The sequence below is a fragment of the Bacillus sp. NTK034 genome (assembly GCF_017303275.1).
Lineage (GTDB): Bacteria > Bacillota > Bacilli > Bacillales > Cytobacillaceae > Cytobacillus.
Window position 1 is genome coordinate 672,375 of record NZ_JAFKOJ010000001.1, and the last position, 15,925, is coordinate 688,299.

Consider the following 15,925-nt stretch of genomic DNA (forward strand, 5'->3'; position numbering starts at 1 on the left):
ACACTGTTCCGCACCTATACATATTGCTTTTAAAAGGAAGTGAAAACATGAGTTTCTTTAAAAAACTAAAAGAAAAAATCACACAGCAGACAGATAGTGTTACTGAAAAATTTAAGGACGGATTAACCAAAACGCGCGATAATTTTTCAAATAAGGTAAATGACCTTGTTTCAAGGTATCGTAAAGTGGATGAGGAATTCTTTGAGGAACTGGAAGAAATCTTAATTGGGGCGGATGTTGGATTCGACACTGTCATGGAATTGGTTGAAGAGCTGAGAAGGGAAGTAAAGCGCAAGAATATTCAGGATCCTCGCGATGTGCAGGCTGTCATCTCAGAAAAGCTTGTAGAAATTTATGACAGCGCAGGCGAAACCTCCACAGAATTAAATATTCAGTCTGAGGGACTAACTGTTATCCTGTTTGTTGGTGTTAACGGAGTCGGAAAAACGACGACGATAGGAAAACTTGCCCATAAATTCAAAAATGAAGGGAAAAATGTCCTGCTTGCAGCAGGCGATACCTTCCGTGCGGGAGCGATTGAACAGCTTGAGGTGTGGGGCGAACGTGTCGGCGTTGATGTTATTAAGCAGGGAGCTGGCTCTGACCCTGCAGCTGTCATGTATGATGCCGTTCAATCTGCAAAGTCGCGCAAAGCTGATATATTAATCTGTGACACTGCGGGACGTCTGCAGAACAAAGTCAATCTGATGAAAGAATTGGAGAAAGTGAAGCGTGTAATTGAAAGGGAAGTACCTGGTGCCCCGCATGAGGTATTGCTTGTTCTGGACGCTACAACTGGACAAAATGCCATGATTCAGGCTAAGACCTTCAAGGAAGCCACTGATGTTTCTGGTATTGTTCTTACAAAGCTGGATGGAACTGCAAAGGGAGGCATCGTTCTTGCAATCAGAAATGAACTTGAAATCCCGGTGAAATTTGTAGGTTTAGGAGAAAAAATGGATGACCTGCAGGAATTCAATGCAGAACAATATGTCTATGGGCTCTTTGCCGACATAGTCGAAAAAGAAGTAGAAGAAGAGGAACAATAAGAATAGAAAAACAGCCGGAGAGCGAGTTCTCCGGCTGTTTTTCTATCGAAAATGATATATATTTCAATTTAATAAATAGTTTGAAATTTATATTTTTTGTGTAAAATTACACTATACTGATAAATTTATTTCAAATGAGGTCCTGTAAACGAATTAAATAATTATCCACAGGAACTTTTTGTCAGTAAGCTGCGTCTATACTATGGAAGAAGTCATCAGGCTGTAATAAATTGTAGTTTTAAAGACTGCCTATAAAAAAACAAAAGGCTGATACTTACGATTTTTAATGGGGGAGATTGGGTTGTACAGAAAATTAAAAGTGATCATTATGGCTTTATTCTGCTTTGTGTTAATGATTTATCCATTCCAATCAGCAGAAGCTGCCAGCACAGACATCAAAGTTTCTCTAGATGAGGGCTTTGGCGGAAAAGTGAAAAGAGGAGAGGGGTTTCCTCTGCGGATTAAGATGGAAAATACAGGAGAGGCATTTAGCGGGGATTTGCTGATAAGTTACCATCCATCTTACAATACGAGCGGTGCGGTTACTGTAAAAGTAGAGCTTCCTGCCGGAACAGCTAAGGAATACCTGGTTTCCATCCCTGGCATGACAGAGGACCACCCTTCCATGTATCAGAACATTCCATTGCTGACTCTTTATGAAGGAGATTGGAAAGATAGAAAAAAGGTTAGTTTTAAAGGCGAAAATACATTAAAGCCGAAATTTATAGATATGGCAACTGAAGTAATTGGTGTTCTCAGTGAAAACTATGACCGTGTAAAAGAATTGAGGACACTTCCTTCAAAAACGATGATTGAACTCAATAAGGAAGATTTGCCGGATGAAGCGACAGGATTGGAAACACTCGATTATTTGCTGATTGATGAATACAAGATTTCCCAGCTTAGTGACAAACAGCAATCTGCTATAAGGGAATGGGTCTACAACGGTGGAGCATTGATTGCCGGAGGCGGACCTGATGCAAGTGGTGCCTATGGAGAGCTATATTCATTGCTGCCAATGAAATCTCAAAACGAATCCGCTGGTGCAGTGAAATTCCTGCAGGCGGCAAAGGGAGAGGAGCTGGATTTTAAAGAGCTCAACTTCTATACTGGTCCAGTTGATACGGGTACGGAAGTTATCGCGGAAAGCGGAGATCTTCCAGCAGCGGTGAAAAAGGAGTATGGAAGCGGGACGGTCCTGCAGACAGCTTTTTCACTTGGAGATGAGCCTTTATCTTCATGGCAGGGATACGACACATGGTTTGCCGACTTTATTAAACAGTCATCAGGTGCGGCCATTGGATCCAGCCCATATTCTCAGGATTACCTGGACCAGCTTTATTGGGAATTTGCAGAAGTGAATGAATTCTTCCCTGCATCCAATTTTTCTATAGGGCAGCTTATTGGGCTTTTTGCCGGTTATATTATTCTGATAGTGCCTGTTCTTTATTTTGTCTTAAGAAAGCTTGATAAGCGGGAGCATTCCTGGTGGATCATTCCTTCCATCGCCATATTAATGGGGACAGCTGTCTTTGGAATGGGAGCAAAAGACAGAATTTCTCAGCCTCAGCTGAACCAGATGGGGATCTATAAAGTGAATAACAATCTGCTTACCGGATATCAGGCTTCAACCCTGCTTTCAAATAAAAGCGGTGAATATATCCTCTCAATGCCCAAAGGTGAATTTAATGCAGTGGTTTATTCAAACAATTCCACTTCATCAGATCCCTTTAGAAGCGGAATTATGGCTGAAAAGGTAAAAAACAATGAGATTATTTTCCCTGAGGTAGAATATTGGTCATCCAAAACAATATACGGAAAGGCCAAGACCGAGATCAATGGGAAGTTTAAAGCGGACCTCACCCTTAAGGAAAAAAGATTAACTGGAACAATCAAAAACGAAAGTGAGTATGATTTTGAAGAATTATATATATGGTCAGGCAATGAAGCGATCAAATTAGGGCCAATCAAGAAAGATGAGACAATTAAAGTGGATAAAACCACAAAACAATCCCTGCTGAGCAGACCATATGGAGGAACTTTTAATGGCGCATACCCTGCCAATGGTCAAAATGATATAAATAGGTTAAGAAGAGAAAAGCTGGAATATGCATCCACTACATTTCTGCTTGGGGATGTTGCTCAGCCAGTCATTGCGGGAATCACAAAAGAATCAATTATTGATGTAGCCATGAGAGGGAAAAAGGAAAAACAGAATAACACAAATATGATCCTTCAGCCATTTGAGGCCATAAATGAGTTCTCCGGAGCCTTTACACTGAAAGATGGAATGATGGCAGCTGATTGGAATGTGATTCAGGGCCAGATTTATGAAAAAGGCATGGGCAGCACGAATGCAGAAATGATGCTTGAAGACGGAGAATATGAATATATTCTCAGCCTCCCGAAGCAGCTGAAAGAGAAAACATATAGATTAGAAGAAATATCGGTAAGGATCAATAGCCAAAACGTACAGTATTCAATAAAAAACCAAAAGACAGGTGAGTGGCTGCCGATTGAATCGGATCAAAGGAGCGTAAAGCTGACAAGTAAAGATGACTTAACCCAGTTCGTTTCGAAAGAAGGCCGTTTTATTATGAAGCTGAATAAATCAGCTCAGGGTGATCCATTCGTTCAATTGCCTGCTATTACGATCAAAGGGGAGGTGGCGAAATGATCGAAATTATGGATTTATCAAAAAGATACGGAAAATTTACAGCACTTGATTCTTTAAATTTAAATATAGAAAAAGGCAGTGTATTTGGTTTTGTCGGACAGAATGGTGCAGGAAAATCCACAACCTTCTCCATTTTGGCAACCTTACTTGCTCCCACTTCGGGCTCTGCTTACGTAAACGGGTATGATGTTCAAAAGGATTCAAAGCTCGTGAGGAAGCAGATAGGCTATATGCCGGATTTCTTCGGGGTTTATGACCAGCTTAAGGCTGATGAATATCTGCACTTCTACGGTGCGAGTTACGGAATACCATTTGCAGAACGTGAGAAGCTGATACCGCAGCTTCTCGACCTTGTCAACTTGTCAAATAAAAGAGAATCATATGTAGACCTATTATCAAGAGGCATGAAGCAGCGCCTCTGCCTGGCCAGGTGCCTTATCCATGATCCTGAAGTGCTGATTCTGGATGAACCTGCATCAGGACTTGACCCAAGAGCTAGGGTTGAAATGAGGGAAATATTAAAAGAATTGAAAAGCATGGGCAAAACTATTTTAATCTCTTCACATATTCTGCCTGAACTTGCAGAAATGTGCGATACCATAGGCATTATTGACCAGGGAAAACTGGTGGCTCAGGGGTCTGTTGCTGATATTCAGTCACAGCTAAGGGGAGAAAGGCTGATCATTGTAAAAGTTCATGGAAGCTCGGAAAAGGCCGTCTCTTTCTTTGAGGATGATCCTAATATATTTAAATTGGCTTTACTGGAGGACGGAGCATCGTTTCAGTTTATTTATAAAGGGACAGCTGAAGAACAAACAGATCTGCTGAAAAGAGCCATTTTAAATAATTTAGCGATCACCAGCTTTGCTGAAGCAGAAACGGATCTGGAAGATGTCTTTATGGAAATTACAAAGGGAGTTGAGCTGACATGAAGAATTTAGTCGTAAATCCTGTTCTGAATAAAGAGTTTAAGCTCCGCTTCCGCAGCTTTAAAAGCTACCTTGGGGTACTCTTTTACCTCCTGGCATTAGGCCTGATCATTGTTGGATTTATCTTTATAGAATCATTGTCAAATAACATGCAGGGCTTTTTTAAACCTGATCAGAGCCGGACAATGTTTATGGTCCTATCAATATTGCAGCTTGGCTTGATTCTGTTTATTACTCCCGGTTTAACAGCAGGGGTTATCAGCAGTGAAAGAGAGAGGCAGACCTTAAATATCATGCTTACAACGACCCAAAGCTCTTCTAGCATTATTTTGAGCAAGCTGATTTCTTCCATTTCATATTTGATTTTGCTTATTGCGGCAAGTTTGCCTCTTTATAGCTTTGTGTTTTTATTTGGAGGTATTTCCCCAGGTCAGCTGCTTACGACAATGGGATTTTATTTATTTACCATCCTGGTTTATGGAAGTCTCGGGATATTATTTTCAACGCTCATTAGAAAAACAATTGTCTCGATGGTTACCACCTATGGGGTTACTTTATTCCTAGCTGGAGGAACGGCATTCCTGACTTTGATTTTTATGCAATTAACCAATGCATATGGCTATACAGGGACTCAGCCAACAAATCCTCTTGCATACTTCCCGGCTATGCTTAACCCGGTCATTATTCTAATGAGCACATTTGAGCCGGAAATGACCAATGAAATTGCCAGATCAACTGGCATTGAATTTCCTTTATGGATTTCATACTTAATATCGTACACTTTGATTTTCATTGGAGCAATTCTGCTGAGCATAAAAAAACTCCGTCCCAATATGAAAAAGGGCTAGTATTTATTCGGGCAAATCCCTGGAGACGGGATTGCCCGTAAATTTTAATAAGGGAATGATATCGGTGGAAAACCGCAATCAATATCTTAGACTTTTAAAACCGGTAAAAAGACAGCTCCTATTTCAGCTGTTCGTTAAGGAATTCCAGGTGTTCCTTTTATCAGCGGCTGTCTTAGCCTTTTTACTTATGATAGCAGCAAGATTTTTTGTTATCCCATTTCTGCAATACTATCTCCTGATGATTTTATTTCTGTCTGCTCTTTATGCAGCTTTTCGAATTTGGAAGAAGCGTCCTGGCATGATCCAGGCTGCATCATTGTATAACACATTTGTAGCGGAAGACAGGGTCATTACAGCCCATTCTTTCCTTCATGATGATGGCATTCTTGCAAGATTGCAGCTGGCAGATGCAGTAAAGCATATGAAAAAGGTGCACCATCATGTTTTAGGCAGGAAGAAGAATCTCCTTCTTCCCAAACCTTTTTTAATGTTTGTGGCTTTTCTTGGTCTTGCAGTCCTCTTATACATGGTTCCAGGTGAGAAAATGGAATTGGCTTTAAAACAGGAAAAAGAAATCAAGATTGTTGAAAAAGCAATAGAAGAACTAGAGAAAAAAGCTGATAAGGAAAAAAATCCTAAAGTGAAAAAAGCATTAGAGGAAGCAAAAGACAAGATTGCAGAAAAAAAGTCAGCTGATGAAGCTTTGAAGGAATTAGCGAAACAAACAAAAAGCTTGGAGTTAAAAGCAATGAAAGAAAAAGAAAGATCAATAGCCCTCGAAAACATGAAAAACAATCTTGATAAGAGCGGGTTAGAACAATTAAGCCGGAAGCTGAAAGAAAAAGATTTGGCTTCCTTCAGGGAAGAGTTGTCAAAGCTTGATAAGCAGAGGACGGAACTGGATGAAGATCAAAGAAAGGCTTTGAAGGAGATTACTGGCAGTGATTCGCAGTTGTCTGAAGAAGAGCTCTCAAGTCTCCTGTATCAGCTCGAAAAGGCATTGCAATCAGAAGAGCTTTTAAAACAGCTGGCTGCAGCACAAGAAGCCCTGCAGAGCTCAGGTGTTTCATTACAGCAGCAAATGGCTTCGAATGGAATGCCGCCTAACCAGCTCGCGTTTTCACAGCCTGGCCAGACAGGCAGTTCAGGAAACGCTTCAAATACGTCTCAGCAGGGGCAGCAGAATAATTCAAATCAGCAAAATAATCCAAATCAAGCTGGCAATAGCACAAACAGTGGCAATGGCAGCGGAGCGGGTTCAGGCAGCGGCTCAGGCAATGGATCCGGCTCAGGCAATGGTTCGGGTTCTGGTACCGGATCTGGATCTGGTACCGGGGCAGGCTCAGGGAATGGGTCAGGCAGCGGTCTTGGAGGAGGTGCCGGGCTCGGACAGGGAGCCAGGGATCTGCTCACCATTCCATCTGGCATGGAAGGGAAGACGAATATTGAAAATGACAACGGCAGCCTTGGACAGGGGAGTACAGGACAGCAGTTTGAAGGGGAAGGTCCTGTCTTAAAAGGGAATATCAGACCGTACAGTGAAGTGTTTGGGAATTATGAAAAGGCATACAGGCAAAGTACGGACCGGTACAAGCTTCCGGCTGATTTAGAGGAAATCGTTAAAAGTTATTTTACTAGTATAGATCCTGACAAGGAGTGAATGCAATGTCGGTAATACAGGAAAAAGAACAGCAATTCGCACAAGCAACAGCTATTATTGCAAGAGTAAAAGATGAAATTCAATCATTTATAGTCGGCCAGGAAGAAGTGGTCGAACATGTACTATGGAGCATATTCTCAGGAGGGCATGTTTTGCTTGAAGGATTGCCAGGACTTGGTAAAACTATGCTGATTAAAACCATTGCTGAAGTACTTGATCTTAAATTTTCACGCATTCAATTCACCCCTGATATTATGCCATCCGATATAACTGGAACCATGCTGCTTCAGCCTGATGAAGCCGGCAGGCAAACATTCAGTTTTCATAAAGGGCCCATTTTCGCCAACATCATCCTGGCAGATGAAATTAACAGGGCAACACCAAAAACACAAAGTGCCCTGCTCGAGGCAATGGGAGAAAAAACGGTCACGATTATGGGCGAAACCAAAAAGATGGAAAAGCCATTTTTTGTACTTGCAACTCAAAACCCGATTGATATGGAAGGGACTTATCCCTTGCCGGAAGCACAAACGGACCGGTTTTTATGCAAGGTGAATGTTGTGTATCCGACGAAAGAAGAATTAAAAGAAATTGCCAGGAGGACTACGGGGACGCAAAAAATCCATTTAAATAAAGCTGCCGGATTGAAGGATGTCATTGCTCTTCAGGAGCTTTCGAGAGAAATTCTCCTATCAGATGAAATCCTGGATTATGCCGTTTGGATGGTCACTGCCACGCACCCGGATTCAGAGGGGGCACCAGAAACAGTGAAAAAGCACGTCCAATATGGGAGCGGTCCACGCGGCCTTCAGAGTCTGATAAGTATGGCAAAAGCAAGAGCCATGTGCTCCGGACGATTCCATGTATCAATAGGGGACATTAAAAACGTTGCCTATCCGGTTTTGCGGCATCGTCTTATTTTGAACTTTGAGGGAGAAGCAGCGGGTATTTCAGCGGATTCAATTATTGAAGCTTTGTTAAACGAAACTTCCTGGGGAACTAAGAGCTGATGAACAGCCATCATGCTCTTCTTGGAAAGCTTCAAAAACGAAAGATTGCTGCAAAGACAAGGAAAAGAGGATTTCATTCAGGGTCCAGGAAATCCCATAAATTCGGATCTTCCATGGAATTCTCTGATTTCAGGGCCTATCAGCCTGGTGACGATATTCGGCAAATAGATTGGAATGTCTATGGCAGAACACAAAAACATTATATCAAGCGCTTCCTGGATGAGCAGGAGCTTTCTATTGCAGTTTACCTGGATGCAACGTCTTCAATGACAAAAATCCAGCAGAAATGGGAATATGCCAAAGCGCTGGCATCAGCTTTAAGCTTTATGGTGCTTTCAAGTGAAGACCGGCTTTTCTTTTCAGCAGTTTCTTCTGCAGGCGTACAGCCTATTAAAGGGAAAGGCTCTGTTTACAGCAGGCGAACGTTCATGGAAATCCAAAAAATTGAACCTGCAGCTCAGTCCACAAACTTTCTGGGCTGTCTGAACGAAACTCTTTCTAAATATCAGCAGCTTGCTGTAATAATAGCGGATGGCTTTGAGCCCCTTCAGGATTGGGAAAGCCTTTTTAGGAAGCTCAGGGGGTTAAAACAGGAGTTCTGGCTATTTCAGGTGCAGGCAGATGAAGAGCTTACTCCTGCATATTCTGGAGATATAAAGTTGATTGATAGTGAAATAGGGACTGCTGTAAATGTCAGCATGAGCCCTTCCATATTAGCTGAATATGAAAAGCGCCTAAAAGAACATAATGAACAGCTTGAGATTTTATGCAAACGGTATGGCGGCCAGTATATCTTTGCTCCGGAAACAAGAGATCTTCAGTCCGTTCTTTTCAGGGATCTGTATGCGAAGGGGCTGGTCAGGTGAGGACACAATGCAATTCTTAAATCCTATCTATTTTGTATTAGCCATTTTCATAGGGGCAGTTATCTTATTTTATTTCTTTCGGAAGCAGTACACTGAAAAGACCGTTTCATCCAATCTGCTCTGGGAGCAGGTGCTGAACGAATGGCAGGCTTCCCCTTGGCTGAAAAATCTTCAGCAGAATCTATTATTTTGGCTGCAATTATTGGCTCTGATCTTATTGATGCTGGCCCTTGTGCGCCCATTTTGGCTTGAAGATTCTTTAAAAGGAGAACATTTAATCATCATTATAGACCCATCCGCCTCTATGTCGGCTGAACACGGAGGAAAGAGCCGTTTTGAGATGGCAAAAGAGGAAATGCTTGACCTTGCCGGCAAACTTAATGGCCAGCAGGTAACCCTGATTAAAGCAGGAGAGAAAAATGAGATCCTATTAAGCCGTGAAGATGATCCAAATGCCATTCGCAGAACCATTGATGGGCTGAAACTTACTTATGAACATGAAAATATGGATAAAGCCATTCTTTTGGCAGGTTCCTTATCTTCTGGAAAAGACACAGCTCTTCATATTTTTTCAGATTCTGCTGTAAAGAATGATTTAATGGAGGAACTGGCTGGCCTATACACTGTTGCACATAATATCGGAGAGGATGCAAGGAACGTCTCGCTGCAATCGTTTGGGACAGCTGCAGCTGGTGATGGTATCTCAGCCATTGCGGTGATAGAAAACCAGTCTTCCGAAAATATAGAAACAGGTTTTACCGTCCAATTTGAGGATGAAGTCTTGTTTGAACAAAACTTATCATTGAAAGCAAATGAACAAACAACCGTCCAAATTAAAAACCTGCCTGAAAAACCTTATTATGAGGCATCCGTTTCCATTAATGACGGCTACAGAGCAGATAATTTCGCAGCCTCTATTTACACAGACCCAAAACCAAAGGTATACACAATGGGGGATGTAAATCCGTTTGCGGTGAAGGGCTTTCAAACCATAGGAGCCGAATTGCTGCAGACGGATCCAGCTGCTCTCAAAGGTTTTGAAATGAAGGGTGTGGTTGTAGCAGAAGGAAGCACATTATCGGAACTTCCAGAGCTGCCAATGATCTTTTTTAACACAGGTAAGGAAAAAACAAAACTAAAAGAGGCAATTTCGGGGGATGAGGATCCTTTATTTGAATATGCAGACTTTGAGCGTGTGTATATCAGTTCCGTTTCCGCTGCATTGAAAGGAGAATGGGAGACTGTTTTGAAAAGTGGAGACATTCCTTTAATACAGTGGGGAATGCAGAATGGACAGCCAATTATTATTGTCAATTTCGATCTATCTGACACAGATTGGCCGCTCCTGCCAGGTTTTCCGATCTTTTTGTATAACTCTTACCAGTGGTTATCCCAGCAATCAGATTTCCTTGGATATTTCAGCGCCGGAGAAGAGAGATGGATAAATATTGGCAAAGGAAATGGAAGATGGGAGATTTTCAATAATAAAGACGAAAATCTCTACTCCCTTGATTTAAACCAAGAAAACTTTAAAGCTCCTGTGATTCCCGGAACTTACCAGGCGGTATCAGGAAATCAAATTTATTATTTTTCTGTCCTTCTGGATGAAAGGGAGAAAAATGCAGAAATAGAAGAATCTTTCATAGTGAATGACAAATCATCTGAAAAAAACAGCATGATCCAAAGGCCCAACGAAAGCCTCTGGTTCTGGCTGGCTTTAATTGCTTTTATCCTGATTGCTATCGAATGGGAGGTATATCGCCGTGGGCATCGAGGTTAAATACCCCTTCCTGTTTCTGTTCCTGATTCCTGCTGTCATTATGGTTTTTTTGTTTATTCGAAATCACAGAGGAAAAGGCAACGAAAAATTTTGGATTGCCAGTCTAAGACTGGTCATTTTCTCATTGTTGATTTTTGCACTAACCGTCCCGCAGGTCCTCCTTCCGGTTAAGGGGCAGACCGTCGTATATCTCGCAGACCGCTCTGCAAGCATCGGTTCAAATGATGAAGCACTTGCCTGGATAGAAAACAGTGCCAGCAACAGGAAAAGTGAGGATCAATTTGCGGTGGCGGCTTTTGGCAAAAATGTAGTGCTTGAACAGAATTTGGGCAGGAACCGTGAAGCTATTACCGAATTTAACGGGAAAGCAGATGATTCTCAATCGAATCTGGAAGCAGGCCTGCAATTTGCCGCTTCACTCATTCCGAGGGATTCTTCTGGCAGAATTGTCTTGATGACGGACGGAAATGAAACGGCAGGCAAAAGCCTGGAGGCTGCCTCAGTTTTAAAGAATCGAAATATCGAGATTGACCATGTGCCATTAAGAACAGCAGCAGGTGACGATGTATCAATTTCAGAATTAAAGATGCCTCCATCACTTTATTTAGGAGAAGAGGCTCCGATTACAATAGAAGTTACCAGCAATATTGCCAAAGAAGCTGATATCAGATTATCTGTAAATCATAAAGAGGTTTTAAAGGAAAGCGTTCAAGTGAATGAAGGGAAAAATGTATATACCTTTACTCACAAGGCAGATACTGCAGGGTTAACGGTATATAAAGCAGAGATAGCTGCTGACCAGGACACCTTCTCTGAAAACAATACACTGCACTCGGTTGTTAATGTTAAGGGAACTCCTAAGGTCCTGATCGTACAAGGGAAGGACGCGGGTGATATTGCGAATCTGTTAAAAGGTTCCGGCCTGGAGACAGACACGGTTCTCCCAGAGAAGCTTCCAACCGTTCTCTCAGGGTATTTGCAATATCAGTCGATTATTTTTAATAATGTTCCTGCAACAGTTATCTCAGAGCATCAAATGACGCTGATGGAGAAGGCAGTTAAGGAATTCGGCACTGGTTTTATTATGTTCGGCGGTGAAGAAAGCTTTGGGCTGGGGGGCTATTTTAAAACTCCGATTGAGAAATTGCTGCCGGTGGATATGGATATCAAGGGCAAGAAAGAAATGCCTTCCTTAGGCCTGGTATTAGTTATGGACCGCTCTGGAAGCATGGCCGGTAATAAAATTGAATTGGCAAAAGAAGCGGCTGTCCGATCAGTGGAACTGCTGCGTGATGAAGATACACTCGGATTCATTGCATTTGATGACCGGCCATGGGAAATCCTTGAAACCGAGCCTCTCAAGGATAAAAAGAAGGCAATTGAAAAAATCAGATCTATAACTTCAGGCGGGGGGACAGAAATCTTTACTTCTCTGGAACAAGCCTACAGTGAGCTTGAAGAATTGCAGCTTCAGAGAAAGCATATTATTTTGCTGACAGATGGCCAATCTGCCACAAATGGAGACTATGAGCTTTTAATCGAAGGCGGGAAAGAGAAAAATATCACTCTATCAACTGTTGCACTTGGTCAGGATGCTGATAGAGGGCTTCTTGAAGATCTTGCGGGAATGGGATCAGGGCGTTTTTATGATGTTACAGACTCTTCCGTCATTCCGAGCATTTTATCACGTGAAACCGTAATGGCTACGAGAACCTATATCGAAGACAATCCATTCTTTCCAAGTGTTCAGCCCTACCCGGACTGGTCCTCACTCTTTGAAAAAGGTGTTCCAGAAATGAATGCCTATATAGCTGCTACGGCCAAGCCGCGAGCACAGGTGCCGCTGTTAAGCGAAAAAGAGGATCCTGTACTTGCTGAATGGCAATACGGAATGGGGCGGGCAGCTGCCTTTACATCCGACTCCTCGGGCAAATGGTCAGGAGATTGGGCCAGATGGGAAAAGTGGCCATCATTTATTAATCAGCTTGTCACCAAAACCCTGCCGCAATATGAAAGTGAACCATACAGGGTTGCTGTTGAGAATAAGGATGGCAATACAGTGCTCAGCCTGGAGTCTGCGGCAAGCAGATCTTTGCCAATTGAAGCATCCATCGTATCGGAAACGGGCGATCAGATAGAAGCCAATATTAGGCTTACTGCTCCAGGTAAATATGAGGCGGCAATGCCTGAAAGTGCAGGAATGTATTTTTTAAATATTAAACAGACAGATCAAAATGGGAATATACAGGTTCATCAGACTGGTTTTACTATTCCCTATTCAGAAGAGTATTTGCAAAAGGGAACAAATAAAGAGCATTTGGAGACACTCTCAAAAATGACTGGCGGCAAGGAGCTGAAAAGCGGAGAAGAAGCTTTCCGACCGCTGAAAAAACCAGCCAGCACCAAACAGCCAATCAGCGAATGGCTACTTCTCGCTGCATTCCTGATCTTTTTTTTAGAAATCGCTTTAAGGCGCTTTGGCTTAACTGCTATCGCTGCGGGAATTTTGAAGAAAAACAGAAATAAAAAGGAAAAGCCAGAGGCTCCTATTAAAATTCAAAACCTTAAAGCTTCCAGGGAAAAAAAATCTCCTTCCGTGCAGATGCCTGATAAACTTCAAGGGGGAACTTCTGTAAAAGAAACACCGGAAAAAACAAAAGAAAAGAAGAAACCAAACCGGCCAAAACCTCCAGCAGAATCCTCGCCGAAAGAAAGAGAAGAACGCATGAAAAGGCTGCTGGATGCAAAAAACAGGAAAAAGTAAGTGGGATTTTTCAATAACGTATGCTGGATTTAGAAAAGTATTATAGATCGCTGAGCTGATTGCAGCGGAGGGCACTTGACTCATGCTCAGAGGCTCCCCGCGGAAAGCCAAGTGCCCCGTACTGAAATCAACGGGCTAAATTATAAAGTGAAAATAAAATGAATAATTAACCCTGTAAAGATATTTTCTTGACATGCTATGAACTTCTATGTAAACTTACTTTGTAAAGGCTTTTCACTTAACAAGGGGGAATAGGGAATGCTCGAAAAAACAACGAGGATGAACTACCTATATGATTTCTATCAATCGTTGTTAACTCCTAAGCAGAGAAGCTATATGTCCCTGTACTACCTGGATGATTTTTCGCTTGGAGAGATTGCCGAGGAATATGATGTTAGCCGGCAAGCGGTATATGACAACATTAAAAGAACAGAAGCAATGCTTGAAGAGTATGAAGAAAAGCTATTATTATTTCATAAATTTCAAGAGCGCAGCAAGCTGATTGCAGAAATAAAAGTGATGCTTCAGGAAGGCTCCCCTTCCCGAGAAGCATTGGAAGAAGCAGTGGCAGAGCTTGAGAAATTAGATTAGGAGGCGGCATATATGGCATTTGAAGGATTGGCCGACCGACTGCAAAATACAATTCAGAAGATCCGCGGAAAAGGCAAAATCAATGAAGCGGATGTAAAAGAAATGATGCGTGAAGTCCGTCTCGCCCTTTTGGAAGCGGACGTAAACTTCAAAGTCGTCAAAGAGTTTGTCAAAAAAGTCAGCGAACGTGCTGTCGGACAGGAAGTATTAAAGAGCCTGACGCCAGGACAGCAAGTCATTAAGGTTGTTAAAGAAGAATTAACGGAACTGATGGGCGGAGAGCAAAGCAAAATTGCTGTCTCCAATCGTCCCCCGACAGTCATTATGATGGTCGGTCTTCAGGGTGCCGGTAAAACGACTACAACCGGAAAGCTTGCAAACCTGCTCCGCAAAAAGTATAACCGCAATCCGATGCTTGTTGCTGCAGATATTTACCGCCCTGCGGCGATTAAACAGCTCGAAACACTTGGCAAACAGCTTAATATGCCGGTCTTCTCCCTTGGTGATCAAGTCAGTCCTGTTGAAATTGCAAAACAGGCAATCGCAAAGGCAAAAGAGGATCATCATGATTATGTTCTGATCGATACAGCAGGAAGGCTGCATGTGGATGAAGCCTTAATGGATGAGCTAAAGCAAATCAAAGAGCTTTCCAATCCAGATGAAATATTCCTTGTTGTCGATGCAATGACTGGTCAAGATGCGGTTAATGTAGCGCAAAGCTTCAATGATCTACTGGGTCTTACTGGGGTTGTCCTGACGAAGCTGGATGGCGATACTCGAGGCGGTGCGGCTCTATCCATTAGATCCGTGACGAACACGCCGATTAAATTCGTCGGTCTTGGGGAAAAACTGGATGCGCTTGAAGCGTTCCATCCAGAACGGATGGCGTCCCGTATATTAGGTATGGGAGATGTCCTATCCCTAATTGAAAAAGCACAGGCCAATGTGGATGAAGAAAAGGCAAAAGAGCTTGAGCAGAAGATGCGCACGGCTTCTTTCACATTCGATGATTTTTTGGATCAGCTTGGTCAGGTCCGCAGCATGGGACCGCTCGATGAGCTGCTGAAAATGATGCCTGGTGCAAACAAAATTAAAGGCTTGAATAATATCCAAATAGATGAGAAGCAAATCACTCATGTTGAAGCGATTATTAAATCGATGACGAAAGAAGAGAAAACTCATCCGGAAATCATCAATTCAAGCCGCCGCAAACGGATTGCCAAGGGAAGCGGAAGAACCGTTCCTGAAGTAAACCGTCTGCTGAAGCAATTTGAAGACATGAAAAAGATGATGAAGCAAATGGCTGGCATGCAGCAAAAGGGCAAGAAAAAAGGCGGATTTAAGCTTCCTTTTAACCCTTTTTAAGCTGTCAGTAAAGCTTTTCATAAGATGTAAAGAAAAAAACCTTTACAAACTAATTAACTATCTGATATTATACTATCTTGTGTGAAACTATTCGGAGGTGCTTTTTAAAATGGCAGTAAAAATTCGTTTAAAGCGTATGGGTGCTCACAAAAACCCTTTCTATCGTATTGTTGTAGCTGATTCTCGTTCTCCTCGTGACGGACGTTTCATTGAAACAGTAGGAACTTACAACCCGGTTGCTCAGCCAGCGATCGTTGAAATCAATGAAGAGTTGGCTCTTAAATGGCTTCAGACAGGTGCTAAGCCATCAGATACAGTACGCAACCTTTTCTCTAAGCAAGGCATTATGGAGAAATTCCATAACGCTAAAAACGGTAAGTAATTCA

Annotated in this window: 12 protein-coding genes; all 12 read left to right on the top strand. The window is 42.3% G+C overall.

Annotation, left to right across the window (positions count from 1 at the left end):
- Nucleotides 1-47 precede the first annotated feature (47 nt).
- The 12 genes from ftsY (at nucleotide 48) to rpsP (ending at nucleotide 15,921) form a co-directional block, all read left to right on the top strand.
- A complete protein-coding gene (gene ftsY, locus JI665_RS03480; RefSeq protein WP_206836296.1) occupies nucleotides 48-1,049 on the top strand; it encodes a signal recognition particle-docking protein FtsY in 1,002 nt (333 codons plus the stop codon).
- A 301-nt stretch (nucleotides 1,050-1,350) separates the two neighbouring features.
- Entirely contained in the window at nucleotides 1,351-3,726 is a 2,376-nt protein-coding gene (locus tag JI665_RS03485) for a hypothetical protein (protein WP_206836299.1), read from the top strand.
- Entirely contained in the window at nucleotides 3,723-4,658 is a 936-nt protein-coding gene (locus JI665_RS03490) for an ABC transporter ATP-binding protein (RefSeq protein WP_206836302.1), read from the top strand. Before JI665_RS03485 ends, JI665_RS03490 begins: the two co-directional genes overlap by 4 nt.
- Complete coding sequence (locus JI665_RS03495; protein WP_206836305.1) at nucleotides 4,655-5,503, top strand: ABC transporter permease; 849 nt, start codon at nucleotides 4,655-4,657, stop codon at nucleotides 5,501-5,503. The genes JI665_RS03490 and JI665_RS03495 overlap by 4 nt, the downstream gene beginning before the upstream one ends.
- Nucleotides 5,504-5,534: 31 nt before the next feature.
- On the top strand, nucleotides 5,535-7,163 hold the full coding sequence (locus JI665_RS03500) for a hypothetical protein (RefSeq protein WP_206836310.1): 1,629 nt from the start codon (nucleotides 5,535-5,537) through the stop codon (nucleotides 7,161-7,163).
- 5 nt (nucleotides 7,164-7,168) lie between these two features.
- Nucleotides 7,169-8,173 (top strand): AAA family ATPase, encoded by a 1,005-nt coding sequence (locus JI665_RS03505; RefSeq protein ID WP_206836313.1) that lies wholly within the window; start codon nucleotides 7,169-7,171, stop codon nucleotides 8,171-8,173.
- Entirely contained in the window at nucleotides 8,173-9,039 is an 867-nt protein-coding gene (locus JI665_RS03510; RefSeq protein ID WP_206836315.1) for a DUF58 domain-containing protein, read from the top strand. Before JI665_RS03505 ends, JI665_RS03510 begins: the two co-directional genes overlap by 1 nt.
- 7 nt (nucleotides 9,040-9,046) lie before the next feature.
- A complete protein-coding gene (locus tag JI665_RS03515; RefSeq protein WP_206836317.1) occupies nucleotides 9,047-10,819 on the top strand; it encodes a vWA domain-containing protein in 1,773 nt (590 codons plus the stop codon).
- Nucleotides 10,803-13,583: a VWA domain-containing protein gene (locus JI665_RS03520; protein ID WP_206836319.1), complete on the top strand. Its 2,781-nt coding sequence runs from the start codon at nucleotides 10,803-10,805 to the stop codon at nucleotides 13,581-13,583. Before JI665_RS03515 ends, JI665_RS03520 begins: the two co-directional genes overlap by 17 nt.
- A 258-nt stretch (nucleotides 13,584-13,841) precedes the next feature.
- Nucleotides 13,842-14,174: a putative DNA-binding protein gene (locus JI665_RS03525; RefSeq protein WP_009330786.1), complete on the top strand. Its 333-nt coding sequence runs from the start codon at nucleotides 13,842-13,844 to the stop codon at nucleotides 14,172-14,174.
- A 12-nt stretch (nucleotides 14,175-14,186) separates the two neighbouring features.
- Nucleotides 14,187-15,539, top strand: coding sequence for a signal recognition particle protein (ffh, locus tag JI665_RS03530; RefSeq protein ID WP_206836322.1), 1,353 nt, complete (start codon nucleotides 14,187-14,189; stop codon nucleotides 15,537-15,539).
- A 109-nt stretch (nucleotides 15,540-15,648) separates the two neighbouring features.
- Nucleotides 15,649-15,921, top strand: coding sequence for a 30S ribosomal protein S16 (rpsP, locus tag JI665_RS03535; RefSeq protein ID WP_009330784.1), 273 nt, complete (start codon nucleotides 15,649-15,651; stop codon nucleotides 15,919-15,921).
- Nucleotides 15,922-15,925: the final 4 nt, after the last annotated feature.